Source organism: Halomonas sp. BC04 (assembly GCF_000568385.1).
Genome location: NZ_AZQX01000133.1, coordinates 1 through 26,571, shown reverse-complemented (window position 1 = coordinate 26,571; position 26,571 = coordinate 1). Strand labels below are relative to the sequence as shown.

The 26,571-nt window shown below is 56.9% G+C and carries 26 protein-coding genes and 2 pseudogenes; 10 read left to right on the top strand and 18 right to left on the bottom strand.

What is annotated here, in order from left to right; genetic code table 11:
* Positions 1 to 113 precede the first annotated feature (113 nt).
* The 16 genes from Q427_RS09375 to Q427_RS09340 all read right to left on the bottom strand — a co-directional run bounded on the left by Q427_RS09375 (position 114) and on the right by Q427_RS09340 (position 16,140).
* Positions 114 to 953: an AAA family ATPase gene (locus tag Q427_RS09375; protein ID WP_197030570.1), complete on the bottom strand. Its 840-nt coding sequence runs from the start codon at positions 951 to 953 to the stop codon at positions 114 to 116.
* Positions 947 to 1,669: a hypothetical protein gene (locus Q427_RS09370; RefSeq protein ID WP_043513263.1), complete on the bottom strand. Its 723-nt coding sequence runs from the start codon at positions 1,667 to 1,669 to the stop codon at positions 947 to 949. Before Q427_RS09370 ends, Q427_RS09375 begins: the two co-directional genes overlap by 7 nt.
* Positions 1,669 to 1,905 (bottom strand): hypothetical protein, encoded by a 237-nt coding sequence (locus Q427_RS32145; RefSeq protein WP_197030569.1) that lies wholly within the window; start codon positions 1,903 to 1,905, stop codon positions 1,669 to 1,671. The genes Q427_RS09370 and Q427_RS32145 overlap by 1 nt, the downstream gene beginning before the upstream one ends.
* Positions 1,902 to 4,049, bottom strand: a complete 2,148-nt coding sequence (locus tag Q427_RS09365; RefSeq protein WP_197030568.1) for a DUF1156 domain-containing protein — start codon at positions 4,047 to 4,049, stop codon at positions 1,902 to 1,904. Before Q427_RS09365 ends, Q427_RS32145 begins: the two co-directional genes overlap by 4 nt.
* A complete protein-coding gene (locus Q427_RS32140; RefSeq protein WP_197030567.1) occupies positions 4,049 to 4,555 on the bottom strand; it encodes a DUF1156 domain-containing protein in 507 nt (168 codons plus the stop codon). Before Q427_RS32140 ends, Q427_RS09365 begins: the two co-directional genes overlap by 1 nt.
* A 2-nt stretch (positions 4,556 to 4,557) precedes the next feature.
* A complete protein-coding gene (locus Q427_RS31150) occupies positions 4,558 to 5,469 on the bottom strand; it encodes a hypothetical protein (RefSeq protein ID WP_155833505.1) in 912 nt (303 codons plus the stop codon).
* Positions 5,470 to 5,508: 39 nt separating this feature from the next.
* The gene (locus tag Q427_RS32135; protein ID WP_197030566.1) at positions 5,509 to 6,921 is read right to left on the bottom strand and encodes a DUF3883 domain-containing protein; all 1,413 of its coding nucleotides are present in this window, start codon (positions 6,919 to 6,921) and stop codon (positions 5,509 to 5,511) included.
* The gene (locus Q427_RS32130; RefSeq protein ID WP_197030565.1) at positions 6,894 to 9,059 is read right to left on the bottom strand and encodes a DEAD/DEAH box helicase; all 2,166 of its coding nucleotides are present in this window, start codon (positions 9,057 to 9,059) and stop codon (positions 6,894 to 6,896) included. The genes Q427_RS32135 and Q427_RS32130 overlap by 28 nt, the downstream gene beginning before the upstream one ends.
* Before the next feature lie 25 nt (positions 9,060 to 9,084).
* Positions 9,085 to 9,639: a WYL domain-containing protein gene (locus Q427_RS36785; protein WP_442905472.1), complete on the bottom strand. Its 555-nt coding sequence runs from the start codon at positions 9,637 to 9,639 to the stop codon at positions 9,085 to 9,087.
* The gene (locus tag Q427_RS36780; RefSeq protein ID WP_442905471.1) at positions 9,609 to 9,998 is read right to left on the bottom strand and encodes a hypothetical protein; all 390 of its coding nucleotides are present in this window, start codon (positions 9,996 to 9,998) and stop codon (positions 9,609 to 9,611) included. Before Q427_RS36780 ends, Q427_RS36785 begins: the two co-directional genes overlap by 31 nt.
* A 326-nt stretch (positions 9,999 to 10,324) precedes the next feature.
* Entirely contained in the window at positions 10,325 to 11,119 is a 795-nt protein-coding gene (locus tag Q427_RS33710) for a hypothetical protein (RefSeq protein ID WP_231613578.1), read from the bottom strand.
* A 595-nt stretch (positions 11,120 to 11,714) separates the two neighbouring features.
* Positions 11,715 to 11,936, bottom strand: coding sequence for a helix-turn-helix transcriptional regulator (locus Q427_RS29965; protein ID WP_081785914.1), 222 nt, complete (start codon positions 11,934 to 11,936; stop codon positions 11,715 to 11,717).
* A gap of 157 nt (positions 11,937 to 12,093) precedes the next feature.
* Entirely contained in the window at positions 12,094 to 13,770 is a 1,677-nt protein-coding gene (locus Q427_RS09345; RefSeq protein WP_043513259.1) for a DUF3987 domain-containing protein, read from the bottom strand.
* Between the two features lie 152 nt (positions 13,771 to 13,922).
* The gene (locus Q427_RS29960; RefSeq protein ID WP_081785913.1) at positions 13,923 to 14,423 is read right to left on the bottom strand and encodes a S24 family peptidase; all 501 of its coding nucleotides are present in this window, start codon (positions 14,421 to 14,423) and stop codon (positions 13,923 to 13,925) included.
* Positions 14,420 to 14,734, bottom strand: coding sequence for a helix-turn-helix domain-containing protein (locus Q427_RS29955; protein WP_081785912.1), 315 nt, complete (start codon positions 14,732 to 14,734; stop codon positions 14,420 to 14,422). The genes Q427_RS29960 and Q427_RS29955 overlap by 4 nt, the downstream gene beginning before the upstream one ends.
* A 695-nt stretch (positions 14,735 to 15,429) precedes the next feature.
* On the bottom strand, positions 15,430 to 16,140 hold the full coding sequence (locus Q427_RS09340) for a YagK/YfjJ domain-containing protein (protein WP_081785911.1): 711 nt from the start codon (positions 16,138 to 16,140) through the stop codon (positions 15,430 to 15,432).
* A gap of 1,006 nt (positions 16,141 to 17,146) precedes the next feature.
* Between Q427_RS09340 and Q427_RS09335 the strand changes: the two genes are divergently transcribed.
* The 10 genes and pseudogenes from Q427_RS09335 (at position 17,147) to Q427_RS09290 (ending at position 24,916) form a co-directional block, all read left to right on the top strand.
* Positions 17,147 to 18,115, top strand: a complete 969-nt coding sequence (locus Q427_RS09335) for a DUF932 domain-containing protein (protein WP_043513253.1) — start codon at positions 17,147 to 17,149, stop codon at positions 18,113 to 18,115.
* 108 nt (positions 18,116 to 18,223) lie between these two features.
* On the top strand, positions 18,224 to 18,409 hold the full coding sequence (locus Q427_RS09330; RefSeq protein ID WP_043513251.1) for a hypothetical protein: 186 nt from the start codon (positions 18,224 to 18,226) through the stop codon (positions 18,407 to 18,409).
* Between the two features lie 10 nt (positions 18,410 to 18,419).
* Positions 18,420 to 19,166: an ERF family protein gene (locus tag Q427_RS09325; protein ID WP_051496254.1), complete on the top strand. Its 747-nt coding sequence runs from the start codon at positions 18,420 to 18,422 to the stop codon at positions 19,164 to 19,166.
* A 57-nt stretch (positions 19,167 to 19,223) separates the two neighbouring features.
* Positions 19,224 to 19,835: a lambda exonuclease family protein gene (locus Q427_RS09320; protein WP_043513249.1), complete on the top strand. Its 612-nt coding sequence runs from the start codon at positions 19,224 to 19,226 to the stop codon at positions 19,833 to 19,835.
* 89 nt (positions 19,836 to 19,924) lie between these two features.
* Positions 19,925 to 20,344: a RadC family protein gene (radC, locus tag Q427_RS09315; protein WP_442905470.1), complete on the top strand. Its 420-nt coding sequence runs from the start codon at positions 19,925 to 19,927 to the stop codon at positions 20,342 to 20,344.
* A gap of 235 nt (positions 20,345 to 20,579) precedes the next feature.
* Positions 20,580 to 22,790, top strand: a complete 2,211-nt coding sequence (locus Q427_RS09310) for an ankyrin repeat domain-containing protein (RefSeq protein WP_043513245.1) — start codon at positions 20,580 to 20,582, stop codon at positions 22,788 to 22,790.
* A gap of 96 nt (positions 22,791 to 22,886) precedes the next feature.
* Positions 22,887 to 23,126 carry a hypothetical protein gene (locus Q427_RS09305; RefSeq protein ID WP_051496253.1) on the top strand — a complete coding sequence of 80 codons (240 nt, stop codon included), beginning with the start codon at positions 22,887 to 22,889 and terminating at the stop codon, positions 23,124 to 23,126.
* Positions 23,123 to 23,512, top strand: a pseudogene (locus Q427_RS33705) (cobalamin-dependent protein); the annotation flags it as partial. The gene Q427_RS09305 and the pseudogene Q427_RS33705, both read left to right, overlap by 4 nt.
* A gap of 23 nt (positions 23,513 to 23,535) precedes the next feature.
* Complete coding sequence (locus Q427_RS33700; protein ID WP_269321215.1) at positions 23,536 to 24,348, top strand: B12-binding domain-containing radical SAM protein; 813 nt, start codon at positions 23,536 to 23,538, stop codon at positions 24,346 to 24,348.
* Position 24,349: 1 nt separating this feature from the next.
* Positions 24,350 to 24,916 (top strand): dTMP kinase, encoded by a 567-nt coding sequence (locus Q427_RS09290; RefSeq protein WP_051496252.1) that lies wholly within the window; start codon positions 24,350 to 24,352, stop codon positions 24,914 to 24,916.
* Between the two features lie 15 nt (positions 24,917 to 24,931).
* Here the strand turns inward: Q427_RS09290 and Q427_RS09285 are convergent, their stop codons facing one another.
* A complete protein-coding gene (locus tag Q427_RS09285; RefSeq protein ID WP_043513240.1) occupies positions 24,932 to 26,176 on the bottom strand; it encodes a hypothetical protein in 1,245 nt (414 codons plus the stop codon).
* A 159-nt stretch (positions 26,177 to 26,335) separates the two neighbouring features.
* Positions 26,336 to 26,571 (bottom strand): annotated as a pseudogene (locus Q427_RS09280) (IS1595 family transposase); the annotation flags it as partial.

Genomic DNA, 26,571 nt, shown 5'->3' with positions numbered 1-26,571 from the left:
GCACACCCTCGGATCCCTTCACCAGGGCAAAGTAGCGCTGCTGCGCCTCGGCGCCTGGACATCACGAGCCAGCAGCTCCAGCTCCTTGAGCAGGAACAGCGAGTGAGTCGCGATCACCACCTGAATGCCCTGCTGGCTGAGCGCGAAGGCAGCCCGGCTACCAATTTGATCAGCTTGGGATTGAGGTTGGCCTCGGGCTCATCCCAGAACAGATAGCCCTTGTCGAGTAGCGAACCGGTGGTTATCAAACGAGCGAGCATCGCCAGCTTGCGCAGGCCTTCGGCCACCAGCGGCATCTCCAGATTGCCCTGACCGGCAATCTTCAGGTAGAAGCGCCCATTCTTGTCCAACACCACCTTGCCGCCCATAGCCTCTTCCAACGGGGCTACCAGATCGGCCACCGCCTTTTCCCGTGCGCCCTTGATGGCCGGCGCACCCAATAGCTTGCAGAGGTCGATGTGATGCTCTTCGATGTCCACATGGCGGCTTTCGTAGAGCGGCAGCAGCCAGTGATATTGGCTCAGTAGCTCCCGCGTGGGCATAAAGACCGGGGCCTTCTCCTGCCAGGCGCTGGACAGCTGCTCGATCTTGACCTCGGTCTGGGAGCGAGTGCTGAAACTGAAGGCCGTATTGAGCGCTGCCTGCTCAAAGGAGACAGCCACCTTGCAGGTATGCCCCCCCTGGCGACGGCTTGCCAACCGGCCCAGCGACTCTGGACGAAATACCTTGATCAACTTGTCGGCGATGCTCTTCTGCAGCAGCGCCTTGGTGGGATCGGCCACGCTCGGCTCATTGGACTGTTCGAAGGCATTAGCAATAGCACTGTAGGCCACCTTGAGTAGATGTGACTTGCCGGTGCCATTTTCTCCCACGATGACATTCAACCCTGGTGCGAAGCTCAGCCTGGCCTCGGGGAACAGGGTAAATTGCTGTAGCTCCAGGGACTTTAGCATTGCGCTTTTCCTTCCAGTATCTGGGTGACACGCCCGAGATCTGACGGAGTCAGTAGGGCCAAGGGCCTCTCATTCTCTCGCCCATGCTCGGTAATAACCAGGGCGGCTAAGTGTGGGTAGTTTTCGCCATTGAAAGCATCCAGAGCCGCTACCAGGGTGGTTGCACGAGGCGCAAACAGCAACTCATCAGTCTTCTCTTGGTATTCCAGCACCTGGCTGACCGGCACGGTGCACTCGATCAACTCATCCGTGGCGTTGTGGCCTAGCCAGCGCTGTATGGTGTTAGCAGTCAGGATCTTCAGCCCACCCTCGACCCTTACAAATGTCTGAGAATACTCCTGAGCCGCGAGGAAGCGGAGCACCTCTACCATGGAGTCATCTGGCTTAAATTCGTGGACTTCCACCTGGAAGTGCTGGGCCACAAGGGCCGGCTTCTCGATCTGCTGAATGATGTTATCCAGCTGTGCCACCAGCTCTGGCAGCGGCTCGGCCAGATAGCGCGGCCCGAAACGTGCGTCACGCTCATGCACCAATACATTGCGAAGCTTGGCCAGCAATTCGATGTCACTAGCATTGCGTCGAAAGATCGCATTGCGCTCCTTCGCGATTCGCACATTGGCCATCAACCCAAGCGACTCTTCCCGTCGCGCCTCACGGGCTGCAAGCTTCTCCAACTGGGCAATACGTGCCAGGAAGATTTGCGTTTGCTCGGACATTAGAGCTCCAACCCTACCTGCTCATTGGCATGCCCCGTCTCATGGGACGCCGCCACAATGGCATGCCAGGAGCCAATCAACTCATTATAGGCACGCGCTTCCTCCGCCCATTTCTTGCGCTCGCAGAGTGTGTAGAGGTGGTAGGAGAGCTGGCGGATTGCTTCGCCCTTCTCCGGCATCTTGGCCAGCAGCTCACCGGCGGCGGACTCGCCATGGTTCTGCAGGCGTCGGATCATCTGGTGGCAAGCTCCCACACCGGGGTACGCTTGTCGGTAGTGGGGTCCCACTCGGACTGATACTCGCCCCACTTCAGCAAGCGAACCTTGCCCGAACCAGACTCGACCACGCCGGCTTCCTTGACGCCATCCACCGTGGTGCCCTTGGCTTGGGCCAGCACCTGCGCCTCACCGAAGGGCCCTGCACTCCATGCGTACTGGTCGAACCAGCTGGCACAGAATTGGGTATCGGCATCGAAGTTGCCGGAATCGGGGCTCAGGAATTCGGTAATGGCGCGGTTGATCAGCACCAAGGCATCGTGAACGCTCATCTTTGAGCCGTCCTGATTCAACACCGCCTCATACTTAGAGTAGATCGCCATTCCGGGCCCGATAGCTGACTGCGCTAGATCCACCGGTGCGATAGGCGCCTGACCTGTTTCGCCACCGATCATGGTTTCCAGGGCCTCGGGCATTTCTTCGCGCAGCTGACGCTGGAAGTTGCGGCGTGAGATAGACTCGGCGTTAGTTTCGCGTTTGCGGCAGACAAGCACGATAGAGGAAGCTAGAGCATTTGTCCCTGAGCCAATCATCCTATTGCCCATTTCCGTTCGCATCGGCCAGGTGCCATCGATGGAAAACCCTGCCTGGATCACTGCTTCTAGGAAGGTCACCCAGCCGGTGCTAGTGGTACTACCTTCTTTGGTTTCTGATTGCTTGAAGGCGTAGTAGATGGAGACAGGAAAAGCCGGGTGAGCTTGGACTGCCAAATTATGGATAGCACGAGTCATGCCATCCATAAAAAAGGTTTCAGCTTTTTCTTTGCTGCCATGGCGGTAAGGTGTCGCCACCAGCTCTTCTGCTTTAGGAACAGCCATAGTCCCGAACAAATCCGGATAAATATTCCGAAATGAGCGGCGCATCCAGACATAGAAAAAGTCAGAAAGATCAGCATAGCCAATATTATCGTAGTAAGGCGGATCTGTTGACACAACCTTCCCGTAAGACACATCCTGAGAGGCTGCATCAGCTTGGCTTGCTATACCCTGGCCAAGGTGCGAAAAACCATCAAGAACTCTCATCATATTCTTGAGAGATGTTAAAATATCACCAGCCTTACCGCAGAAGGCATTAGCCTCTGAAAAATCCCAAACCATGGGCAATGCCTGCCTGCCAAAGGTAGCTATAGACTGATCCATAGTAGGCTTCCATCGGCATAAGCTAGTTTGAGCATCTGAAAGCTTACTTACTGAAAAACCGAGGTAGACCGCTACTGCATCTCCATAAGCCGTCGCTCCTGAGCCACCTTGCGCCAGGCCTCTACAATTATCTGGCAGGCTGGCGGATTTAGCATCGGCAATGGCCTTTTCTCGGGCTTCCTGCACTAGGTCAGAGAAAGTGGTCAGGGCCACCAGTTGTCGAGGGGTGAATAGATCGCCAAAGGAGCTTAAGCCATAATTCGGTGTTTTGAAGTCCCTAGGGTTAACTGGAAGAGAATGCTCTGGCTTCCATGTTGGCTTAGCTGAGTTGGCTGCCGTAATCATCTCCTCCGTGGGAGACAGATACACCCTACCACGCCTGCCTTCAGCCACCAATGCCATTAAGCGAAGCCCCAATCGCCCCGCCTTACCTTCGGCACGAATATATTTAAAGGGCATCGCCGTCTGCGACATGATGCAAGTCCCGCCTGTGCGCTCAACAGTCCCTGTTGCGGCATCAGCAGGCTGCTTACCCAAGCGCACCTCGAAGTGATAGCCATCTCCATCGACCACCGGTTCAACCCAGGTCTCTTTGCCCTTTTTGCTTGACACTACAAAGGAGCGAACTAAGGGAACATCAACATGACTGTAGGCTGGGTTAGGGCTTTTTACTGTTCTGGCCCAAAGCCATGCGATCACAGTCAGCTCTTCACCTTCATATTGCTTAAGATCCGGCCGCTCAGCGACCATATCCGAAGTAATCTTGACCTTGGGATAAAGGTGACCAATTCGCTTGAAGGCCTCCTCACGCATCCAGTGACCGTAGCGACGCACATCTTCGGCCAGGCCCTTGGCGCCCGACCAGTCTTCATGCATCTTTTGCTGCTTCTCGCCCTCTGGAATTGGGCCAACAGGCGGCTGGCCGGCAAACTTGGGCGGAATCTCGATCATCGCCTTGTTGATCATTACCGCCACGGGGTTGAGGTCCGAGGCGTAACTCTCCAGCCCCAGCCTTTGGGCTTCGAGCGGGATAGCGCCACCGCCGGCGAAGGATCATGAAACGCTGGCAGTTTCTCGGGGTTGAAGAGGTCCGCCGCCTGAGGGTGGTTTCGATTCAGGTGGCAGGTCTCCCTCCAGCTCTCCCAGATCGCATCACGGGCGCGGTTCAGCACCTCCTCGTTATTGGTGTTCTCCCACTTCACCAGGTCACGGATGATATCGAAGAGCTTCTCGCGCTTGAGCTCGGCTTCTTGCTTGTTAACGCCGTAGCCCAACTCACGCTGGTAGCCGGGGTCGTTGACAAGCTGAGCAAACAGGACCGCCCGTGCTGCCGCCAGCGGTCGCCTCGCCCACCATAGGTGCAGAGTGCTGGGGTGGCCGTGGCGAATCGACTTCTCGCGGGCTGACGCAACGTTGATGTCATCCAGCGGAAGCGCCACTTCGATCAGCTTCTTGGGGGATTTGATATGCATAGTCAGTCATCCATCATTCTTGAAAGCGCGCCATCGCAATAATTACAGCCACTCAGGTAGTCGCCATAGTCAGGATCACTAACACCTGCCCAGTGTTCATTACAGTACTCGCAACTTTTACATTCTGAAAAGCTCTCTCCACATTCCGTGCATTTAAATCCAAACCCTGTCGCCAGCACAGTCTGATATCCATCGCAGGCAGCACAGCTCGCAACAAAATCTTCTTCGCCTTGCTGAATTGCCTTGTGCGAGGGCTCAACGTACCCACAGACATGGCAAATCGCAGACTGGTATCGGTCGTCAGTCTGAGAATCCAAAGACTGATAATTACACACGGGACATTTCTGATAGCTTCTTGCTTTTGGTGTGTTTTTAACCAAGCGCTGGTACACTGCATCAAAGAATGGCGTGATTGATTGCAATCTAGTGCCGTAATCAAAAATTCTTTTTGAGTAACGTGAAAAATGCTTGCTCCACGGCCCTTCGAGAAGTTTGTATAAGTAGTACCAAGCTACATAGATCTCCCCAGCCACCGCTTCACGCTGGCTCTTTTTATTTAGCCCCAAGTGAAAGAAATGCACCACGCGATTTCTATGTCGAGCTACCGCTTGAAAGACTTTGAAAGCTGAAGAATCAATGGATTCATCAGTGAGAGATTCTATCCTCTTTCTCGCCAACTCTAGACCAACTGTGCGCAGCTTACCCTGCTCAAACTTCTGAGGAGTGGCTTCAGTAGGCTCGACAGCCACCCACATTGAACCAATTAGCACAAGGCGAGCCTTGAAAACCAGTTCGACCGCAGCTGCAAAGTCTATAAGCGCATATTTTGGCTGCGCCTCCAGCTCATCAAGAGCACGATTGAGAAAATCGATTGCATTCTGGCAAAGGCTGTCAAATATTTCTTCATCTGTCATGCCCGACCCCCTCGAAAAGGAAAATTTCCACCGATAGTCTCAAACTGTCTCTTTTGAGCGGGCTGCCTTCGAGAGCAGCTCACCCAGGTCATAGTTGATGCTGGCCACGCCGAAGTCGGGCTCGCTGGTGAAGGGCCTCTGTACGTAAAACGGTCCTTCGACGCTCTCGCCCTCCACGATGACGATGGCCAGCCAGAATTTGTCGGCCTGGTTGAGGCCGTAGATAATCTCGTTGCGTGAGACGGTGATGGTGCTCTGGCCCTTGGCGCGGCCCTTCACCTCGATGTGACGGTCAGGCAGGATCGATCCGTCCGCGTTGGCCGGTGGGCGGGCGGTCACGTCCCAGCCGCATTTTTGAGCAGAGACATCGAACACCTGGTGGCCCATGGCACGCTCGGCGTCCATCACTGCCTGCATAGCCAACTGCTCGATGCGAGCGCGGGCCTGGGCATCGACGCTAAACTGGGTCTCGCCTTTGCGATGAGCCAGCAGGCCTTGGGGGATCAACAGTGCCCCACCGATGACCACCGGCGTGCTGGAGACCACCTGCTTCATGGCGTTGAGCTCGCGTCGGCGCTGGTTGAGGCGCTCGGTCAGTTCATCGACACGCCGCCTCGCCATCTCCGGTTGCATTCGCGGCTGCTTACCGGCCTTCATGTCATCGGTGAGCTTGATGTAGCGGTCGGACCAGTAGTTGATCTCCTTCACCAGTCGCTCATTGACGGCATTGAGCACTTTATCGGCCTGGCGCTCACGACGCCCCTTCACCTCCTGATAGTGCTCGGGCACCAGCGCCTGTACTGCATGATTCAATGCCAGAGCCTCTAGGTCGTTGGTGATCCACGGCGCCTTGAGCACATCATGCACCAGTGCGAGGTCATGTTCGTCGATGGGCTGCATATCCAGGTGAGGCGCCCAACCGGCGTGAGTGGCATTACCGTCCTCGTCGATCTCCACGAACTGTAGCCGCCGCGATGCCACATGGGGCTTAGCGCCGGCCTCGTTATGAGACTCGCGCACCGAGTGGTCGATCATGAATAGAACCTTGGGATCAGTGCTGTCGTCGCTGGGGTCCACTAAGACTGCGCCCTGCTTAAGCTTGCTGCGGTGCGCCTGCAGTACCAGATCAGTGGTGGCATGCATCAGCGGGTGCATGGGGTGGATTAGGTCGGCCATGGACTTGCCGGGCAGGCGCACGTGCTCCTTCTCGAAACATATACGCTCGTACTTTCTGAGTACCGGCGTGCGTGTCTCGCCAACCACTCGGTCGCGCTCGCGAATCGCAGCCGGCACATGGCGAACCTCGAAGCGACCCGGTTCGCGTGGGCGCATCTCGCCACGCAGTGTCTGGAAGGCTTCCATGAAGAAGGCGCGGATGAAGTAGGGCTGCAGCTTGCGCGCCTCGGCCCTCTCCATTTCTTCCTTCACCGCATAGAGCTCCTCCAACCCCATGTGCTGCTCCACCAGGCATTACGGCGGATGATCTCGCGTAGATGGCCAGTATCTAACGCACCGTCGATCACTTGCTCCAGTCGAGCCTTGACCTCAGGGGATTCCCCATATCGGATCGCCTCCACCAGTAGGTCCTTGAGGGAGGTGTTCTCGAAGGCCTCACCGAGGATGTCGAAGACCTTGCCCCCCAGGGCGCTTTTCTCGACCTCCATCTTCTCGAACAGCTTCTGGAACACTGCGCCTTCGCGGGTTTCGTTGGCCACCAGGTTCCACAGGTGACAGACCTCCGTCTGGCCAATCCGGTGGATGCGGCCGAAGCGCTGCTCCAAGCGGTTGGGATTCCAGGGTAGGTCGTAGTTGACCATGAGATTGGCGTTCTGAAGGTTGACGCCTTCGCCGGCGGCGTCGGTGGCCACCAGGATGATTACGTCGGGGCTGTTGCGGAACTGTTCCTGAGCCTTGCGCCGGTCGTCGCGGTTAGTGCCGCCGTGGATAGTGATCACCGCCTCCGGGCGGCCAAGCAGACTGCGAATGCGGTCCACCAGGTAGTTCAAGGTGTCCTTGTGCTCGGTAAAGATGATCATCTTCCGACGGCTGCCGGACTCGGTCACCATCTGCGGGCTATCCTGTAGCAGGTGGGAGAGCTCCTCCCACTTGCGATCGCTGCCGGAAGCGACCAGGCGTGAGGCCTGCTCCTCCAGATCCTTGAGGATGACGATCTCGGCCTCCAACTCCGGCACGGTTTCGGCGGCGGTGGCCTGGTCTACTACCTGCTCGGCGTAGAGCTCGTACTCTTCGGCGCTGAGTTCTTCGTCCAGCTCATCGATGTCCTCCGGCAACTCAATCTGCTTCTGGATCACATAGCTTCCAAGCGTCGACGCGATCTGGCCGTCACGGAGCGCCTGGCCGCGTGCCATCAGCTTCATCTCGTTGAGCCGGTCTTCCAGCTTGCGACGACGTCGCTTAAGCGATTGGTAGATCGCTTCGGGACTGGAGGCCAACCGACGCTGAAGCTGGGTCAGTGCAAAACCGACGGTGCCCTTGCGCTTACCCGACAGCGCATCGGCGCGGTTCATCTCGTTGCGCACGTAGTCGGTGACCTGCTCATAGAGCGATGCTTCGGCGTCAGAGAGGTCGTAGTTGGCTGTGTAGGCACGGCGCTCAGGAAACAGCGGGGTACCGTCGAACTTCAGCAGCTCTTCCTTGACCATGCGCCGCATCATGTCGGAAACATCGACCTTATGGGCGCCTTCTCGAAACTTGCCATAGAATCGGTCGCTGTCGATCAGCGACAGCCAGATCTGGAAATCCTCTTCCTTGCCGTTATGGGGCGTGGCGGTCATTAGCAGGAAGTGACGTGTAATCGAGCCAAGCAGCTCTCCCAACAGGAAGCGCTTGGTCTTATTGACCTTGTTACCGAAGTAGTTGGCCGAGAGCTTGTGGGCCTCATCAACGATGATCAGGTCCCACTCGGTGTTCTTCAGTTTCTCCTGCAGCTGCTCGTTGCGCGAGAGCTGATCCAACCGACAGATCAATTGGTTCTGCTCGTCGAAGTAGTTGCCAGAGGCGCACTGCTCCTGCTTCTCGCGGCTAAAAATCTCGAACTGAACGCCGAACTTCTCCAGCAACTCGTCCTGCCACTGGTCGGTCAGCCCGCCGGGCGAGACGATCAGGATGCGCTTGGCATCGGCACGCATCAAAAGCTCGCGGATCAGCAGGCCGGCCATGATCGTCTTACCCGCACCGGGGTCGTCGGCCAGGACGAAACGCAGTGGCTGACGGGGGAGCATGGCCTCATAGACAGCAGAAATCTGGTGGGGCAATGGCTCCACGTTGGATGTGTGCACTGCCATCATGGGATCGAACAGTGCCGCCTGGCTGATGCGGTAGGCCTCCAGGCCGAGCTTGAAGTCGGCACCCGGCGCATCGAACGCCCAGGGGCGGCCGGCCTGTGCCAGCGATAGGTTGGCCTCGTCGCTGCGGAACACCATCTGTTCGTGGATACTGCCTTGAGCGTCCTTGAAGTAGATGGTCAACGCATCGGTGCCGACCGGCACCACGGCAACTACTTTCACGACCTCATCGGGCTTGATGCCACGAACCTGAGCGTCCTGCTTGATGTCTTCGAGCTTGAGCATGCAGTTCCCTCCGCACTATGGCGCGTTATTCCGACTCGTAACCAGGGGCCAACTGCAGGTTACTCACCCCATACAGTGCCTGCGCGTTGGCTAGAGCCAGCTGATACTCCGGACCCTGCATGGCGTGATTTGGGGAGCAATCAACGTTCCAGCGCCGCAGCAGGTAGCCGGCCAGAGCCGCTCGCAGCTCTACCCTCAGGCGCCCTTCCTGCATGGCGTAATCGAGTTCGATGGCCTGGGGGTGGTCAATACAGGGATGAGGGATCAGCTCGAGGTCGACAAAGCGATTCCACTGCCGGTCGTGCAGCAGGCCCTCATGCTCCTGGGCGAGGTTCTGTTCAAGTACAGAGGTGGCAAGCAGGCGCGTCAGCACAAAGTCACGGAATTCATCAGAATGACGGTCGAACGCCCGCACGTGCCAGCGCAGGCCGTTATCGACCAGAGTATGAGGGACGATCTCGTGCTCAGTCTCTCCACTGGAGAGCGAGACGTAGCGAATCCCCAGTGCACAGCCTTTGTGCATGGCCTCGCTGACCGCCGCGACGATGGCTAGATCTGGCTGATTGAGCTGAAGGGGCATCTCACAGCGCACCGAGGTGGGCAACGTACCCAGGAAGCCATCGCCATAACCTTGACACAGGGTGGCCAGGGTCCGAGCAGTGTCATAATTGAACAGCGGGATAAAGGGCATGCCCGCAGATGGAGACGCTTGGACTTGTCGTAGACGATGTTGGCCGAAGCCAGCTCATGGTAGAGGGCGAAGTCCTTGGTGGCCTGGGTCGGCGCAATGGAAAAACGGTCGATCAGATCGCCGCGCCCGGCCTCGCCCTTGAACATCAGGGTAAAGTCGATGTGGGCTAGCCGCTCTCGCTGCGATGTGGATAGCGACGATAGCGCCCCATACTGGTGGGTCTGCTTGTGCTTAGCTGCATTGGGCACCTGCGGCTCCTAGCGTCGCTGTGCCTGACCGAGCACAACCTAACAGAAAGTGATAGGTGGTATCGTAACAGTAGTTAACACAGCTCGACTAGAGTCAAACCAACTATGCGCCTACGTCTTTCGAATGAGTCTGGTCAACAACCTTCCGACGCCCCATTGGCGGATCATAGGGTTCCAGATTTGCGATGAGAACCAGCAAATGGACGTTTGTGCACCTGTTTCGCACCTTCCCAGTTTTTACTACACCAGTTTGAACGGATGGATGTCGCGGAAGATCCCTGTTTTGGTCATGTCGCGCCTTAGGGTGAAGGCCTCCATGGCCGCTACTAAATCGACTTGCTGCAGCTGATTGAAGAGGACCTTGCTCCACTGCGCACGGGTGACCTTGACGCTTTTGAGGTATTGATTCGCTCGCCACCTGTCACGGAATCGGTGATCGAGCGGTAGCCGGAGACGCGGGCCTCCTGCACGGCGGGCAGCCGGGCAAAGACTGCACCCAAGACCCGAAAGGCGATGCCATGCACGTGGTCGCGATACAGTTTGCGCTGCCGTGTGGCACTCAGCCTTTTCGGCGTGAGCTCCAACCGCTTTGCGGGCATGCTCCACTCGCGGTCAGGCATTTCCTCCTCAGCCGGTAGCTCGATATCCACAGCGATCGTGCGCTCGTCAAATCCGAGATCAAAATCAATCGTCGTCTCTCGCGGCCACTCGATCTCTTCCAGCCGCTCGCGCAGGGTCTGCTCCATGGCATCCAGGTCGTTCCAGACGCCCTCCTCTTCCCGCTGCTGACGCGAAAACTCAGGGGCGTCATGCTCAGTCTTGCGCCACTCCCACTGGCGATAGAGCTCGTCGAATGTCACTTGCCGCTGGGCGTTCTCCTGCTTGACCCGCTGTATGGCCGCCGGCCAGAACCGCTGCCACCAGGCAAGGGTAATGGGCACCGGCGGTGACGACGGCGGCTCCTCAAAGCCCTGGGGCACATAGCCGCTGTCATCGGGATGGGGCGTCTGCTCATGCAGCGTCCCCAACCGCACAAGATCGTCGTGCAACCGCTGGCAGTGTGCCTCCAGTTGCTCGGAGAGAGCCTTCCGCATGGCGGCGCAGCACGCGCGACTCAGCATCGCTCATCCGGAGACCATCAGCGTGGAAGTAATCGATCTGACCGCTGTCGCGAACCTCCAAGTGCACCGGCAAGGAAGCGCCTTCGACCAGCAGCGCCTCCAGGACTGACGCAGCGCTGCTGCCTGATGATGCCGCCGAGGTAGCACCCCGATGATCTCCATTGCTGGCATTGAACTGTTGGCGGTAAGCCAGCCCGGTGCCGGGAAGGCCGGCGTGACCATGCACCCCACGGGGCCGACACCAAGGCCACGCCCCACGGCCCCACCGACAGGGCAAGATCACGCTTGCTGCGGCTCAGCCGCAGCCCCGGCGCGAGGGTGATGCGGCGCTGGAATCGCAAGACCATAGTTCTCCTTGAGTGCTGCTCCCAACCAACTCAATCTCCTAGCAGCCTATATCGACAGGTCTCCGAAAAAGCCGGTACGGTTCACAAGGCTAGCTCCTTGCGTCCCCCGTTTCAGGCATCATACCTGCTTGGATGAGCCAATACTTTTACTGATCGGAGTATGCTCCTGTCGACCCTTTGGCTACGAGCGGACATCTTGGGCGAGTTGGCAGTTTGCTACGGTTTCCCTGGCAAGCTCCTGATTTCTATTAGTGCCGAAGGTTTGCCTGGCTCATGAGCCACAAATCAACCTCAGACTCGAACCATCCAACTGCACGGCTGCTCAACCTCACTTGCTTGGGAAACAATGGATCATGTGCCTTTGATTTAGGGTCAATCTTGTTGTAGATCGTGGATCGTGAAAGCCCTGTCTTGGCGATAACGTCCTTAACCCGAAGTATTGTTATGCACCGATCATCCCGCGACGGCATGGCGCTCCCCGCGGCACCTCGGTAATTGGGTGATATTACAGTCGCCTGAGTTTTCATTATCTACCTTCCCCTAGGTAATTGGAAATATTCATGAGAAAAACTTTCTTGTCTGTATGAGAGGTTAAAGCACGCTTTCAATATGTCTTGAAAAGTCACGTCAGATGCTCTGGAGCTGGTACGTCATATTTATCGCCTGCTGCAGACACCATTCGTCATGGCGGTGATGTGGGTACAGATCAATGATGGTAATCGGACGTGTCGCATGTCCTCTCTGGTTATAACGGGGATATGTCAAAACTCCGATTTCACCACGCTGAGATAGAGTATGAAGAGCAACATCCAAACGACTGACAGGCCGCAGTGGGCCATTAGCCGTAATGACCTTTTTAGGCAAGTAGCGGAACTGCTGCTGACGCTTACCGCGCAAATATTTTTCCAGCGTGAATAGCTGCTTGTCCTCCTCCTTAATCGGCGCAAACAGTCGCTCGAACTCAACGGAGAAAGCGTTAACGATGCTGAAGGCCACTCTCAAGGTATCCACGGAAATATCGTCGCTGAATTCGTGGTTATAACCATGGATTACGCCAGCCACCCGCAGCCATTGATCGGGGAACTTACTGGCAAGATCAGTAAAATGCTCGTACCGACCGCCAGGCCGCATCTCAGCCTCGCACTCGTTATATGCCTGATACCAGAGTACTTGGGCTTCTCTGATGAGTTTTAGCTTCACTTTCTTGATTTCGGAATAGCAACGTGAACGGTTGAGTTGTTTCGAAATCCACCGGCGGTATTTCCTGTTGATGAGGGGTATGTCCAAGGAGGAGCGGTTCGATATCGAAGGCATGTCTGATAGTATTGTTCCTGAACTGGTATCGGCAGGCGGTGATAACGCACGAAAACCTTGCGTTGAGGCTGGAAAAGCCATTAGCGCACGGGCGTTCATCCCCGTGCCTCGCATCTTTGCGCCTGGCGCTCCAAAGGCTTGGTGGGCGACGTCTGGCTGCACGAAAATGCACGTCGTGATGGGCACGTCGTAGCTTTGATCGCCTTCGCCGACGCGATACCGTTGAGTGGCTTCGCCGCTATAGCCTTTATTGAGAATCGAGCTTTTATGCTTTATTCCATTGGTCAAGATCTCCTCACCTTCTGGTGTGATGATACCAAGGCTACGGAGCCCTCTCTCTTTAATAAATTTGGGAATTGCCTGGGGAGTGGCGTCGCTCAGGACCCCGACACCAGCCGATGCAGGTGGTGAAGGCTTCCTTTCTAAATGTAAATTCAGTGCTTTTTCAGCTTGTTGAAGGGTGAGAGGACGTTTTTGCTTGTTAGCGTGACAGTTTTTCTCACTGTCAACTAGGCTGTGGGCTTGAGCTTCAGCGCAAGCGCTGACTAACCGTCTGCGTGTTTTCTCCCAAATTTCCACCTCCTCGAGGTAACGCTGTCGTGGCTGAAGATGCTTGTCTTCCTGGGCAGCCAGGAACGAAGTGACAGGCCCCATGAACGCCTCCATCACGCTGGACTTGCGTTCGCCAGACTTGGCAATTCCGATCACGAGGAGCGAGACGGGTATTGACTTGCCATCGTTGGGCCTTTCGACCACCACCTTGTCTTGCAAGGCAAAGGCTCCCACCCCGAGAGCTGCCTGGATACAGAGAAGTTGAGGGGCTCGGCTCTCTTCGGTGGTAGCTTGAATGATGTCGGCGAATAACGTGCCGTGTGGGCTGAGGTGGTACGCCGCGCACGTTGAAGGAAGCGCCGAGGGACGCTGGTTTTTCTCGAACAGCATGGTTAGAGATTGCGTTACGCTGAGTCCGCTTGGTGTGTAGGTCTGCATGTTGCCGCTCCTTTGTCCGAGGCGATGTGGTGAACGTGGATGACGCTCACCACACAAGCTAATTCATAGTGAATAGCTTTTCAACAATTCTTTGTGAATTGCCGCGGCAACTGACTTCTATTTCTCATGCAAAAAAATTTATATGATTGAATTTAAAGAATAAATCTTGACTCCAAGGCGGAAGCAACGAGCAGTGTTTTGGATGTAAAGGGCGTCAGGGGATAGGCTGGGTTGAGTGGCTTCAGGAAGCGATCGCCTGCTTCCTCAACCAGCAGTCGACATGTCAGGGTGTCGTTATCTGGTAGCAAGGTCAGCACTAGCTTCCCGGGCTTGATGCGCGCACCAGTGTCAAATAAAACTTTGGTGCCTTCAGGCAGCGTCGGCACAAGGCCAATCGGTGCTGACATGGCATCACCCTTCATGGAAAGCCAGAAGCCATGTCCGGTCGCTTCAAGCCCTGAATACGCATAGGTTTTTTTTGAAATGAAAGCCGAGTCTTTCAGCTTTTCCAACTGTTTTGCTTCGAGCCAGGAGATCTCTGGGTAGAGATAGACGGGTGGTGGTGTCGGGAGATTTCTCCCTTTCAGAGCTTTTAACGCACTGATAACGGTTCCACCAATAGGCCCGACAGCTGACCACGGAAAGGAGGTCATGGAGGCCCGACTGCTAAAGATTTACCGAGGGATACACTTGCCAAGGTGTGTAAAGCTTCTCCCTGGGCAGGACCATCACTACCTGTGTCGTCAGTACTTGGTTCTCCATGCATCAGATACTCAGGAGATACCCCCAAGGCCCGTGCCAACTTCGTCACATTCTCGTATTTTGGCGACTTTATTTTGTCGTTGACGATGCGGTGGATGCTGGGCTGTGGCACGCCTGAACGTTTGGCTAGTTCGTTCTCGCTGATGCCGTGCTCATCCATCAGCTTTCTCAATCGATAGCCAATAGTTCTAAGACCCGTCATCTATATTCCTTTTTAATCAGTGCGCTCAGTTAACCACAATGAATATTGTGTCCGCTGAATAACCTGCGAGTCAATGGATGACCTGAGGTGAAGGCAGGTGCCTCCCGCAACATGTTTATTCTGGACTTTTTCCACGGCACGTGCTTTCAAAATGTAATTTAGAATTACTGCTGGCTGTTTCCTCGATGCAATAATGCAAAAGTTCGCATTATTGCAAGGTAATTTGACTGTGCATCGGCCCAGCGACGCTCTTCTCCGACCAGATGCCACGCCAAGGCTTGGGAGAGCAGCGAGATCTAGGGTAATACTTTCGTCTAAATTTATTCTGACCCAAAACCCTCAGTTGACGCGCAACATGCTCACAGCGGGACATCAGGCTGCGCTGCCCCGGATCCTAGCAGGCGGGCTTCGTCCCAAAGACCCAAGGGTCTCGACCCTAAGCGATGACCGCCACCCAACCTGAACCTCACACTGATCTTTTCTGAGCCGAACCGCCCACCGCAGGACGCTACCTCCTTATTGCTTTAATACTCGCAAGTCTCGATAGTTCACAGGGGGTCTGTTTCCGCACTCCAAGACCCCCGAATCCTTCAAGTGAGAAGACATGCATATCAGACCGTCAGACTTGATTGGCTTGAAGTTCACCTTGCAGAGGGATAAGAACAAAACGCCCACATGTGAGATGTTATCGATCGCTATCTCCGACTCCCCTCGAAGCAGTGTACCCCGTCGCCAATGGGTTTAGAATATGCCTTGCACATGTAACTGGCCGCATAGAACACCTGTTGGATCGCGTTATGATCGTCACGGTGGAAATGATACACATAGAGTTCGTCGGTGATGGTATCTGCGGCGACATCCACCAACCCTTGCATCTGCTCTAACGGCCAACCTATCGCCCAGGCCCAGGCACGAACAATACGATGATACAGGCAGTCGCTACCATAAGCCTCGATACTGCCTTTCGAAAAGGCATTTAGCGACCCGAGGCGTTGTAGTGCATTGCCGTTGAAGAACAGCAAGGCGTGATAGTGGGGCTTATCGCTGGTAACCTGTTCACGGCACCAGAGATCGCGCATGTCGGGCGCATGGGCGGTATTAATCAGGTCCATCTCCCAGTTCAAGAGATACAGGAAACGGCTGATGGCGAGGTTGTTGGGAAGTAGCTTACCCGGCGGCATGGTTTTGGGATAACACAGGAGAACAGGCACGGCCAGAATCTTACTGTGGGCGTCTAGTGCCAGGCTCAACACACGATGGGTCGTTTCTAGATAATTTTCGATCAAGGGGCCAGATGCCGTTTGTACCGCCATGCCGCAATAACTTGGTTCATGCCAGAGGCGAAGAGCGGGGTTGCCCGGGAGGCGTTTACGGAGGCGCTGTCCTACGGTAGTGGTTATATTCATGCTGTCTATCTCCCGACACGTGCCCACGGTCAAGCCCACGACGATGGAGTCGTGGCCCGTATGTGTAAGCGGTATCGTTTTCTAAAGCGGGAAGGGAAGTTCACATCACGACGAGACCTCGCGTGTTTCCGCGGCCATCGTCCGAAGCAATTGGAAGGACTTGCCCAAGCGGGCGATATGGAACGTATGATGGCAAGTACGTCGGTGAAGCGATATCTAGCGGAGAGGTGCTACTGCTCTGGATAGTGCAGGGTCTTTGCCGGTTATGACTTGCTATTGCGACATGGATCGGTCGGAGGCTTGGGGCCTCCTCCCTGACACGCGATCCCTACATTAGCTGATGTATACTACTACTTACCGAGCAAATATCAGGATTGAAATAAAGCCAGCAGGAGAAGCAAAGCCCCGTGCGACAACGCTGATAAGGGTTCGTTGTTCTCTGGAAGAAGATGTTTTGCTTTAAAAAACAATTTCAATTTATTCAGCTAGATAATTGCAAGCCAGACGCTCTGGCCACAGTCGTTCATAACATGACGCTCGCCAGTAGAATTTATTTCAGATCTATATCACTCCTGTGAGCTGAGCCCTCCCCGGGGCTTTTTCATCGGTACAGGAGACCTGCTATGCCCCCACCCTGCTCACGCTGTGCCTCGCAGCGCGTCATTAGCCTTGAGACCGCCCGCAAGCTGGCACCACCGCCGGTGCACTGGCTGGCTCTCTCAAGGGCGCCTATGCGTCGCTCTACTCACCCGGTCGCTTACTGGTGTCATCAGCCCAGTTCCCTCTCAGTCGAGTCGCTACTGCGGTAGTGGCTGCCACGACGGGCGGAATCGCGGGCGCCACCGCCGGTAAGCAGATGATCCAGAGCCTGTTTCCACCCGGTGAGGGTACGCCCTGGCTGTGTCTGGGCTGTGGGCACGCCTTCCGTATTTTGAAGTGATCCTGTTTCTCGCACCTATCTACTCGCCGGCACTCTGCCGGCTTTTTTCCGTTGAGGAGATTTCTCATGGCACATCTGATCGAACAAATGGCTTACGTCGGCGACACCCCTTGGCACGGCCTGGGACAGCAGCTGTCGCGTCATCAACCCTTGGAGGTCTGGCGGCAGCAGGCCGGTATGGACTGGCACATCGAGGAATCCCCGGTGCGCTTTATCGCCGATGGTGCGGGGCACCTCGGCAGCATCCACTCCTTCCCGGAGCAGAAGGTGCTTCATCGCTCGGATACCAAGGCCCCGCTGTCGGTGGTCTCGCAGCGCTACAAGGTGGTCCAGCCCGAGGAGGTGCTGGAGTTCTACCGGGATCTGACCGAGTACGCCGGCTATGAGCTGGAGACAGCAGGTGTGCTCAAGGGCGGGCGCAAGTTCTGGGCCCTGGCTCGCAGCGGGCTGGGCACGGCCTTGAAGGGGCAGGATCAGGTCAACGCCTATCTGCTGCTGGCCACGTCCTGTGACGGCTCGCTGGCGACGGTGGCGACACCCACCTCGGTACGGGTGGTGTGCAACAACACCCTGACCATCGCCGTGGACGGCATGACACAAGGCGTGAAGGTGCCGCACAGCACCGAGTTTCGTCCTCAACTGGTCAAGCAGCAGCTGGGCATCTCGGTCGCCCAGTGGGATGACTTCATGTATCGCATCAAGACCCTGGCCGAGCGCAAGGTCAGCCAGGAGGAAGTGGCGACGTACTTCCAGTCGGTGATCTGCAATGCCGAGGCGCCGCTGGACGATCCCTCCAAGCTGCCCAACTACCGAGCGCTCAATCGGGTCCAGAAGCTTTATCACGGTGAAGGACGGGGCTCTCAGCTATGCACCGCTCAAGGCACCGCCTGGGGCCTTCTCAACGCCATCACCGAGTACGTCGATCACGAGAAGCGGGCACGCAGCAACGACTACCGCATGGACTCTGCCTGGTTCGGCCAGGGGGCGAGCCTCAAGGACAAGGCCCTGGAATCCGCCATGGCCCTGGTGGCCTGATCGTCGTCAGCCGTTCTGTGCATTCCATCCCCTATCGACTCCACATCCTCATCACGTCATAGCGCCCGGCCCATTCAAGGCCGGGCGTTTCTGTTTTCGGAGGTGCCAATGCAACCGCCCATGACATTCGAGATCTGCCGCGCCCTGACTCTGCTGACCCGCCAGCTGCTGGGGGCCGGTGAAACAGAAGCCCTAACCCACGTGATGGCCGAGGGCCAGGTCTATCGCGTGGTCGTGTCACTGGAGCCGGTCCCTGTCGACCAGCTTCACGAAGTCATCAACCGCTACCGCTAAGGAGAATTCCATGGCAACGCCTATTCACCCCAAGCACGCCAAATCCGCCGGCCAGGTGCCGGTTGCCCAACCCCTCCAGGAGAGCACCGCGATCATCCAGGTGATCGAACGTGCGGCACTCAATCCTGATGTCGATATCGACAAGATGGAGCGCCTGCTGCAGATGCAGGAGCGCGTGCTCGACCGCCAGGCACTGATGGCCTACAGCGCCGCCATGGCGGCCATGCAGACGGAACTGCCAAGCATTACCGAGCGTGGCCAGGGCAACAACGGTGCCTACGCCACCCTGGAGGATATCGTCGACACCGTGCGGCCCATCATGCAGCGACACGGCTTCGCGGTGAGCTTCCGTATCCAGACCCAGGAGCGGGGTATTCAGGTCACCGGTGTGCTGATGCACCAGGAAGGGCATCGGGAAGAGACCAGCATGCTGCTGCCGGCCGATGTCAGCGGCAACAAGAACGCCGTGCAGGCGTTTGGCTCCTCCACCAGCTATGGCAAACGCTACGTGCTGTGCGCGCTGCTCAACATCACCACCCGGGGGCAGGACGACAACGGCCAGGGCGCCGCGCCACCGAGGAAGGTGGTCACAGCATTCCAGGCGGCTCAGCTCAAGCAGCTGATCACCGCCTGCCCCGTCACTACTCAAGAGTGGTTCGTCGGCAAGTACGGCGAGGTCGAGCGGGTCCCCCGCTGTGATTTCGACAAGTTACGCGCTTCTTTGCAGAAGCGGGCCTCCATCCATCACCGTCACTGAGTCACCGGCGAGGGGGCCTCCCTCGCCGCTATGCCGTCATGTCACAAGGAGATCGTCATGCAGATCCTGACACTGGAACAGGGCACGCCCGAGTGGCATGCCGCCCGTCTGGGCATCGTCACCATGTCCGAGCTGAAGACCCTGCTGGTCAAGGGCAAGGGGCCAGGAGGCTCCGGTACCGGCGCCATCAGCTACATGCATCAACTGATCGGTGAGCGCATCACCGGTGAGCCCTTGGAGGCCTTCCAGGGGAATGCCCACACCCAGCGCGGGCACCAGCTGGAACCGGTGGCGCGAGAGCTCTACCAGGAGGCCGCCGGCCTACCACGGCTGGAGCAGGTCGGCATCATCCTCAACCACGGGGTGGGCTACTCGCCAGACTGCCTGGTGGACAGCAACGGTCTCGCCGAGATCAAGACCAAGCTACCCAAGTACCAGATCGAACTGCTGCTGGACGGTGAGCTGCCCCAGGAGCACGTAGCCCAGTGCCAGGGTGGCCTGTGGGTCAGCGAGCGGGAGTGGATCGATTTCGTCAGCTACTGGCCCGGTATGCCGCTGTTCGTGAAGCGTGCCTACCGGGACGAGGGAATGATTCGCACCATCGCTGAGCGCGTGGAGGCGTTCTACGAGGAACTGGAGCGTCGCATGGCCATGGTCATGGCCGCCTGAGGAGAGACACCAAGAACCATCGCAAGCTGAGTGCCGGCGAAATCGCCGGCACCTACGATATCACTGCCCCCATAACCGAAGCGGAGCTGTTGAGCATCGCCCAGGCCTTTGCCCGCCGACGCCTGGCCAAAGGACGCAAGATCACCCAGCCGGCGCTGGCCTTCGAGTACCTTCAGGTGCTGCTCCAAGACTATGAGCATGAGGTCTTCAGTGCCATCTTCCTCGACAGTCAGCACCGGGTCATCAAATTTGAAGAGCTGTTCCGTGGCACCATTGACTCGGCGAGCGTCTACCCGCGAGAGGTGGTCAAGAAGGCACTGGCCAATAATTCCGCGTCTGTCATTCTGGTCCATAATCACCCAAGCGGTGATCCCGAGCCCAGTGACGCCGACCGGCGCATCACCCAGCGACTGAAGGAAACACTGGACCTGGTGGAGATCCGTGTTATCGATCACATCGTGGTCGGTAGCGAGAGATGTGAGTCGTTTGCGGAACTCGGGTATCTTTAAGTTTACATCCTCACATAAAGCCGGTGCCGTCCCTATGGGATGGTGCCGGCATTCTGTATACATATTTTTTTATTTATCTCACTGTGCTCCCTGATTGGAACATCCTTGGCTATGACAGTAGTCGAAACGAGCGTAGATATTGGCTCTACTGATTATAAACATGGACCAAAGGACAGGTGCAAAAGCAATTTTCTTGTGAGATGTTATCGTTATAATAAGCCGAGAAAACAAAGCCATGTCTAACCGAATAATTCTTCAAACGCCCAGTGAAGTTATACGCGCCCTGATCAGTACCTCTGGCTATCGCCCCTACTTCGTGGAGAAAGGGTTCGATAAGGATCTGGACGACCTAGCCCTCGAGAAGCGTCAGGGAAGCAATTTTGACCTGCTGCAGAAGTGTCGGGACATGTGGCTGCAGGCTATTCGCGAGGATTGCGGGGCTGAGTGGTACCGTCTGGTTGACTCGGCGTGGCAGCGCCACATCGATATCTTACGATCCTTTGCTCGCGACACCGATACCACCGGTATGATTTCTGCCCAAGCCAAGGAAGTGTTGCTGCGTTTGGTAGTAATTCCCGAGTTGTCCGGCTTCATTCGCCGAGCCAGCCATGAAGTCCCTCTCCTTGATATGAGAACCTTGTGGGAAGCACCCTTCGCCGCCTGGCTAAAAGCAGCGGAGAGCCAGAGCGACGTGTCAAAAATGCAGCTGCTGGACCGGCTCGCCAACACTCGGGAGATTGACGAGAGCACGCTGAAGCGCTGGCAACAAGGAAGCTCTGTACGCAAAGGACTGTGGCCTTACCGCACCACGACACAGCATATGTTTGTCGGCAGCAGCCTGTCAGCGACACAGGCAGAGCGACTCACCGGCTGGCTGGCTATGGTGGTAGCGCTTCAATCCTTGCCGGTGGACCTGCGCGACAGCATCAAGCGTGACTACGATAGGCAAGATTCGAATCAACTGAAAAGCGAACAGCAGGCCCGAGAGCAGTTGAAGCGAGAGGCAGCCGACCGCAGCAGCCTGGCCTTGCATGTTCAGGTAGCCCCCATGCTGGCCGAGCTCGATCAGCTGTTCGGCGATGTCTCGAGCAACGAGCAGCGGATCCGTGAGCGACTCGACTGGTTCCGTAAACTCTATGAGCGTGGCAGCTCGATTCATCGTGCGGCCTTTCACTACCTATGGTCCTGGCACTCGGCACGCCTGAAAGCCAATCTCGGTGAGGAAAAGAGAGCACTTGAGCTATATGAAGAGGCCTGCAGGCAGGCCTGGTGGCGAGCTGGCCCTAATCAGCGCCCCATTCTCCACGAGGCGTTGTGCCATGCAGTCGGCGTGGACGACAAGGTGCGAGCCAAGCATTACTGGGACAAATGCTTTCTGCTCGGACTGAACCGCCCACCTAAGTGCGAACTGGATAAGCAAGCGATGCGGCGTCTTTCATTCGAGTTCGAAAGATTGTTCCCGTCACAGAAGGCCAAACAGCGCATTCCACCCACCATGCGATTCGAGGTGATTGGCACGCCTTTTTCCCTGACATCAAGAGATCTCGCCAATCCGAACCGCAAACGTACCCATGCCGAAGGGAGAGACCGCTATACACCACTGATGGATGCGGTCAAGCAAGGCTCTCTCGAAGACGTCCGAAAAGCGGTGCAGGCCGGTGGCGACCCGAACGTGTCCATTCCCGAGTCCGGTGAGAATGCCCTGATCTTGGCGCTGCACCGTGCCTACCACCACAAGGATCCAGGTATCCTGCAGTATCTGCTGACACTGGATGTCAGCTCGGACACGGTCAATCGCCCGGTCTCCACCAAGCGGGAAACACCGCTGAAGATTGCACTCGAAATGGCCGATGCCGACGTTGCAGACCGGCTGATCGCTCTGGGCGGGAAAGTCGAACAACCATGCTTCACGTCTCCCAGTGCCCTGGCTTATGCCATGGCGTTGTTGCATGACAGCATCCATGTCAGCGATCCTGGCCAACGAAGCGCCTATCGGGAGGGGCGTGTTCCGGCGGACGCCTTCGATGCCAAGGGTGGTGCCATTCTAGACTGTGAGTTGTCAGTCCTGCGTCAAACGAGGATGGCAAAATTTGACGAGCCGTGGAAAAGGAACGGCTTGGAAGCGATTAGGCAGTACTACAATCGACCTGTCGCTGCGCGCCGGCAGGTGGTAATGACGCTGCTAGCAAACCGTGCCGATCCGAATTGCCGCTATGCTGATTTCAATGGAAGCCAGGGGGCTTGGACTCCCACGCTGTTTGCCGCCCAAATCGGCGACCTGGAGGTACTCAAGGCCATGATCGAGGCGGGTGGCGACCCCTGGGCCTCGCTGGAGGAAGACTCGCCCCTGAGCGAGAAGAATGCGCTGTGGGTTGCCGTTTCCTACCAGCGCCATGCGGTCGTCGAGTACTTGCTGATGCTCCTGCCCGAATGCGCCACGCGCTGATCGGCCACTTTTGGATTTTTTTTTCGGTCACCTGTCGGGCTTCGACTCCCCCTCTGTTGCATCTTTCGAGCAAGACACCGCAACGGAGGAACCACCATGCATTTCAGCAGGGACAAGGATATCAATCAGCTCGTGCAAGATCTGATTCGACTTGGCTGGACTTATTCCAAAGGACGGCACTACAAGCTTTACGCGCCCGATGACAGCGGGATGGTCATCGTGCCCTTCACACCGAGTGACCGGCGAGCCTTCCAGAACTTCCGTCGCGATGTACGCCATCGCCTGCGAGGCCACGCCGAGGAATACCGGCATGCTCGGCAGGAGATGATGCCATGAACCCGGTCATTTTGGTGTCGCTGGACTGGCGACGGCCGCAGGACGGCAAGACCGGCCTTGGTATCGGCTCGATTGCCGCGGCCCTGCAGGCCAATCAGGTGCCATGCCGAATCATCGACGCACAAGTCAACAGCCCCGGATTCTCCCTAGATCATGTGCTCCACGAGTTGCTCCAGGCGATTGCCGAGGCTGGTCCCGGGTGCCTGGTCGGTTTCGGCACCTATGTATGGAACGACCAAGAGGTCCAGATTCTGATCCATCAGATCAAAGGCACCGGTGCAAGAATCGTTCTCGGCGGGCCGCAGATCTCCTACATGGGAAAAGGACATTTAGAATCCATATACCCAGAAGCGGACTATTTCGTTCGTGGTCAGGGGGAAATGGGGATGGTGGCAATAGCCATAGGGAATTGCCCGAAGATTGTGGCATCCATGTCGCTGGTTCCTCTGATTTGGGCCGCAAGGCAGATCACGATTTGCTGGCCCTGCCTTCACCGTACCTGCAGGGGACGGTCCAGCCACGAACCAGCATTCGCTGGGAGACCCAGAGGGGCTGTCCCTTCAGGTGTGCCTTCTGTCAGCACCGCGAGCCGGGCAATCGGCTTAAGCATCAGAGGTTCGACGCACGGCGTCTGGAACGGGAGCTGGCAATGTTTGCCGCTGCAGGGGTAGAGCGCATCTCGGTGCTGGATCCGGTTTTTCACACCAATCCAGCACGTGCCGTCGATGTCCTGAACAGCATCAAGGCTGCTGGCGTTGATGCCAAGCTATCGCTGCAGTGTCGCTTCGAGACCTGTAAACCCGAATTTCTGGCTGCGCTCGAAGGGCTTGATGTGACGCTGGAGTTTGGTCTGCAGACCACCATAGAGGCCGAGTATCGCGCTATCGACCGGCCCAACAACATGCAGATCGTTGGGAAGAAGATCCAGGAACTGCATGAGCGCCAGATAGACTTCGAGGTTTCCTTAATCTATGGACTGCCCAATCAGACCCTCGCTAGTTTCCAAGCTAGCATTGACTGGTGCCTCCAGCAGCAAGTTCCGCGTGTGCGGGCCTGGCCCTTGATGCTGCTTCGCGGCACGCCGCTCTACGAGCAGAAAGAGCGCTACGGGTTTAGGGAAAGCCTCGATCAGCGTATTCCTGTCGTGGTAGAAAGCAATAGTTTTTCCAAAGCGGATAATGCCGAGATGGCCCGCATCGCTCTGGCGCTGGAGGAAAGTTGAAATGGGAGGCTTTATTGCAATTGAGGGGTTGGATGGCGTTGGAAAATCAACACTAGTCCGTCTGCTGGCAGAGCGTTTTTCTGGTCACGCCATGTGTACGCCAGGTCCCGCGTTGCGCGATTGCCGACAGACCGTGCTGGAAGCCTTTACCGATGATGAATTGGCCAAAGCACTGTTCTATGCGGCCAGTGTTTCCAGCCAGGGAAAGCAGGCACGCAGCCTGTCAGAGCGCGGAAGCTGGGTATTCATGGATCGTTACTGGGCGTCGACGCTGGCCTACGCAAAGGCACGTGGAATGACAGAAGACCTGGGTCAGCTAACTCAAATCTTAACTCAGCCTGATTTGACTGTCTTGCTGCTCCTAGACGAACCAGAGCGTCGGCAGCGTCTTCATTTCCGTGGCGCCACCGGTGAGGATATGGAGACCTTGGGTTTTGGCTTTCGTCAATGCGTGCTGGATGAGCTCCAGGTTCGTGCCAACCTTGTAGTTGACATTAGTAACCACAAGCCAGAGGCCGCTTGCTCAATACTTGCGCAAGCCATTCGGGAGAAGCTGGGCGAGGCTTAGCGCTCTGTTGGGTCATCACAACTTGTCATCGCGCTTTCCCCTCCTCTTTTTCCAGCGTCGGGCCGCCAGTGCGTTCGCCTTATCCTTCCAACCTCGCTCCTGAGCCTTCTCGCTGGCCGTCTGCCAAAGCTGTTCGGCCAAACCGCGCGCTTGGGTAGCGGCCTGCTCCAAACGTTGCTGTTCGAGCAGGCCGGTCAGTCCGGGACGCTCTTTGAGCCTATCAGTCACGGCATGCAGCTCAGACTGATAGATCGCGGGGTGAACGCCACACACGGTCATTACGCGTAACGTATCGGCCAAGCGCTGTTCTGGCTGAGGGCGGGTGACAGAGTCGAGGCGCAGCAAGCGCTGATGGCACTCTTGGGAGAAGCAATAGTCGTCTTGCAGGCGCCAACGCAGATAATCACCAGCCAGGTTGTCTGGTATCTCTGCCAGCTTTTTCTGCAACTGATCCTGCTTGTGGATCAACGCCCCCAGTACCTGTGACTGCAGGGCGGCCAACTCAAGATGGGCCTGGGCCTCCCAGTAACTATGAGCTTTTCCCTTGATCTGCTTGCGCAGTACTTCGGTTACCCTGGCGGTCAGCATCTGCGACAGCACCGGCGTACCTGCGCCAAACACCCAGGCGCCAGCAGGTCCAAACATCATTAGGCCCACGCTGGCCCCAACCACGCTGCCACTGCCCGCTAAGCCCATGCGCACCATGCCATCCAGCAGAATCTGCTCCAGAGCCTGCTTTCCGGTCAACTGACCTCGACGATAGGCTAGCAGGCCTCTAGCGGCGCTGATCGAGCCAGCAATGCTGATCACACTGGGGTTGAGAATCTCTGCGCCGGCACCCAGGGATTCACGGGTCACCTGATCCACCAGCTCGTTGCTCAGTCCATCAACGAAAAAGACCTTGTCGGCCCACACTGCGGGAATCTGGCCGGCCAGTTCGGTATTCGTGATGAACGGAAAGTCGTAGCGCGCGAAGTGTTGTCTCAGGCCATCTAGCGTGGAATGAAATTTGACTTGGAACTCCTGCCCATCTACCAGCAGGTCCCAGCCGGGCTCGTTGGTAGCCTCAGGAAAGCTGACGGTGTGGCCCGCTGCAGCCAGTTGGGCGGCTACAGCCTTTTCCGCCACATAGCCCTTTAGCTGGCTGATACCCCCTAGAACCTCCCTGTCGTTGCCATCCAGAATCTGTTCTGCGAGTTCGCCAAAGCTAAGACCGATACCAATATCTAGCCGCGATGACAGTGGGGTCGACGGCGGCAACAGAATAGATAACGTCGCCCACAGTGAGCGTTGCCATGCCAGCGGTCGCCGATGCCTCACTGCTCTGTCGAGTCTCACCGGAAAGCCTAGTGGCTAACTTTCATTAGCACTTACCTGTTGCCTGGAAGCGACGATGTCGAGAATACTGTATAAAATGGGCTATGTTGGTATCTGTTGTTGGTCGGCGCCTATCGCCGCGCGTAGCCACGACTCCTCGGCTGGCTTCGCCGTTTCAAACAACCGCCGCCATGCCAGGTAATTCGGCAAGTACGCTGTCCCCACCCCATGAAAGCGCCCCATCCAGCCCTTCAATCGGCTGATATAACTGTTGACGTTCTGAATGTGGTATTCCTTGCCGATCACTCGCTGATTATCGAGTGTGATCAGGCGATGAT

What these genes read in the sequence shown, in the direction of transcription:
- Q427_RS09375 (WP_197030570.1), bottom strand. Translation starts at nt 953, where the DNA reads ATGCTAAAGTCCCTGGAGCTACAGCAATTTACCCTGTTCCCCGAGGCC.
- Q427_RS09370 (WP_043513263.1), bottom strand. Translation starts at nt 1,669, where the DNA reads ATGTCCGAGCAAACGCAAATCTTCCTGGCACGTATTGCCCAGTTGGAG.
- Q427_RS32145 (WP_197030569.1), bottom strand. Translation starts at nt 1,905, where the DNA reads ATGATCCGACGCCTGCAGAACCATGGCGAGTCCGCCGCCGGTGAGCTG.
- Q427_RS09365 (WP_197030568.1), bottom strand. Translation starts at nt 4,049, where the DNA reads ATGATCAACAAGGCGATGATCGAGATTCCGCCCAAGTTTGCCGGCCAG.
- Q427_RS32140 (WP_197030567.1), bottom strand. Translation starts at nt 4,555, where the DNA reads ATGCATATCAAATCCCCCAAGAAGCTGATCGAAGTGGCGCTTCCGCTG.
- Q427_RS31150 (WP_155833505.1), bottom strand. Translation starts at nt 5,469, where the DNA reads ATGACAGATGAAGAAATATTTGACAGCCTTTGCCAGAATGCAATCGAT.
- Q427_RS32135 (WP_197030566.1), bottom strand. Translation starts at nt 6,921, where the DNA reads ATGGGGTTGGAGGAGCTCTATGCGGTGAAGGAAGAAATGGAGAGGGCC.
- Q427_RS32130 (WP_197030565.1), bottom strand. Translation starts at nt 9,059, where the DNA reads ATGCTCAAGCTCGAAGACATCAAGCAGGACGCTCAGGTTCGTGGCATC.
- Q427_RS36785 (WP_442905472.1), bottom strand. Translation starts at nt 9,639, where the DNA reads ATGCCCCTTCAGCTCAATCAGCCAGATCTAGCCATCGTCGCGGCGGTC.
- Q427_RS33710 (WP_231613578.1), bottom strand. Translation starts at nt 11,119, where the DNA reads ATGCTGAGTCGCGCGTGCTGCGCCGCCATGCGGAAGGCTCTCTCCGAG.
- Q427_RS29965 (WP_081785914.1), bottom strand. Translation starts at nt 11,936, where the DNA reads ATGCCGTCGCGGGATGATCGGTGCATAACAATACTTCGGGTTAAGGAC.
- Q427_RS09345 (WP_043513259.1), bottom strand. Translation starts at nt 13,770, where the DNA reads ATGCAGACCTACACACCAAGCGGACTCAGCGTAACGCAATCTCTAACC.
- Q427_RS29960 (WP_081785913.1), bottom strand. Translation starts at nt 14,423, where the DNA reads ATGACCTCCTTTCCGTGGTCAGCTGTCGGGCCTATTGGTGGAACCGTT.
- Q427_RS29955 (WP_081785912.1), bottom strand. Translation starts at nt 14,734, where the DNA reads ATGACGGGTCTTAGAACTATTGGCTATCGATTGAGAAAGCTGATGGAT.
- Q427_RS09340 (WP_081785911.1), bottom strand. Translation starts at nt 16,140, where the DNA reads ATGAATATAACCACTACCGTAGGACAGCGCCTCCGTAAACGCCTCCCG.
- Q427_RS09335 (WP_043513253.1), top strand. Translation starts at nt 17,147, where the DNA reads ATGGCACATCTGATCGAACAAATGGCTTACGTCGGCGACACCCCTTGG.
- Q427_RS09330 (WP_043513251.1), top strand. Translation starts at nt 18,224, where the DNA reads ATGCAACCGCCCATGACATTCGAGATCTGCCGCGCCCTGACTCTGCTG.
- Q427_RS09325 (WP_051496254.1), top strand. Translation starts at nt 18,420, where the DNA reads ATGGCAACGCCTATTCACCCCAAGCACGCCAAATCCGCCGGCCAGGTG.
- Q427_RS09320 (WP_043513249.1), top strand. Translation starts at nt 19,224, where the DNA reads ATGCAGATCCTGACACTGGAACAGGGCACGCCCGAGTGGCATGCCGCC.
- Q427_RS09310 (WP_043513245.1), top strand. Translation starts at nt 20,580, where the DNA reads ATGTCTAACCGAATAATTCTTCAAACGCCCAGTGAAGTTATACGCGCC.
- Q427_RS09305 (WP_051496253.1), top strand. Translation starts at nt 22,887, where the DNA reads ATGCATTTCAGCAGGGACAAGGATATCAATCAGCTCGTGCAAGATCTG.
- Q427_RS09290 (WP_051496252.1), top strand. Translation starts at nt 24,350, where the DNA reads ATGGGAGGCTTTATTGCAATTGAGGGGTTGGATGGCGTTGGAAAATCA.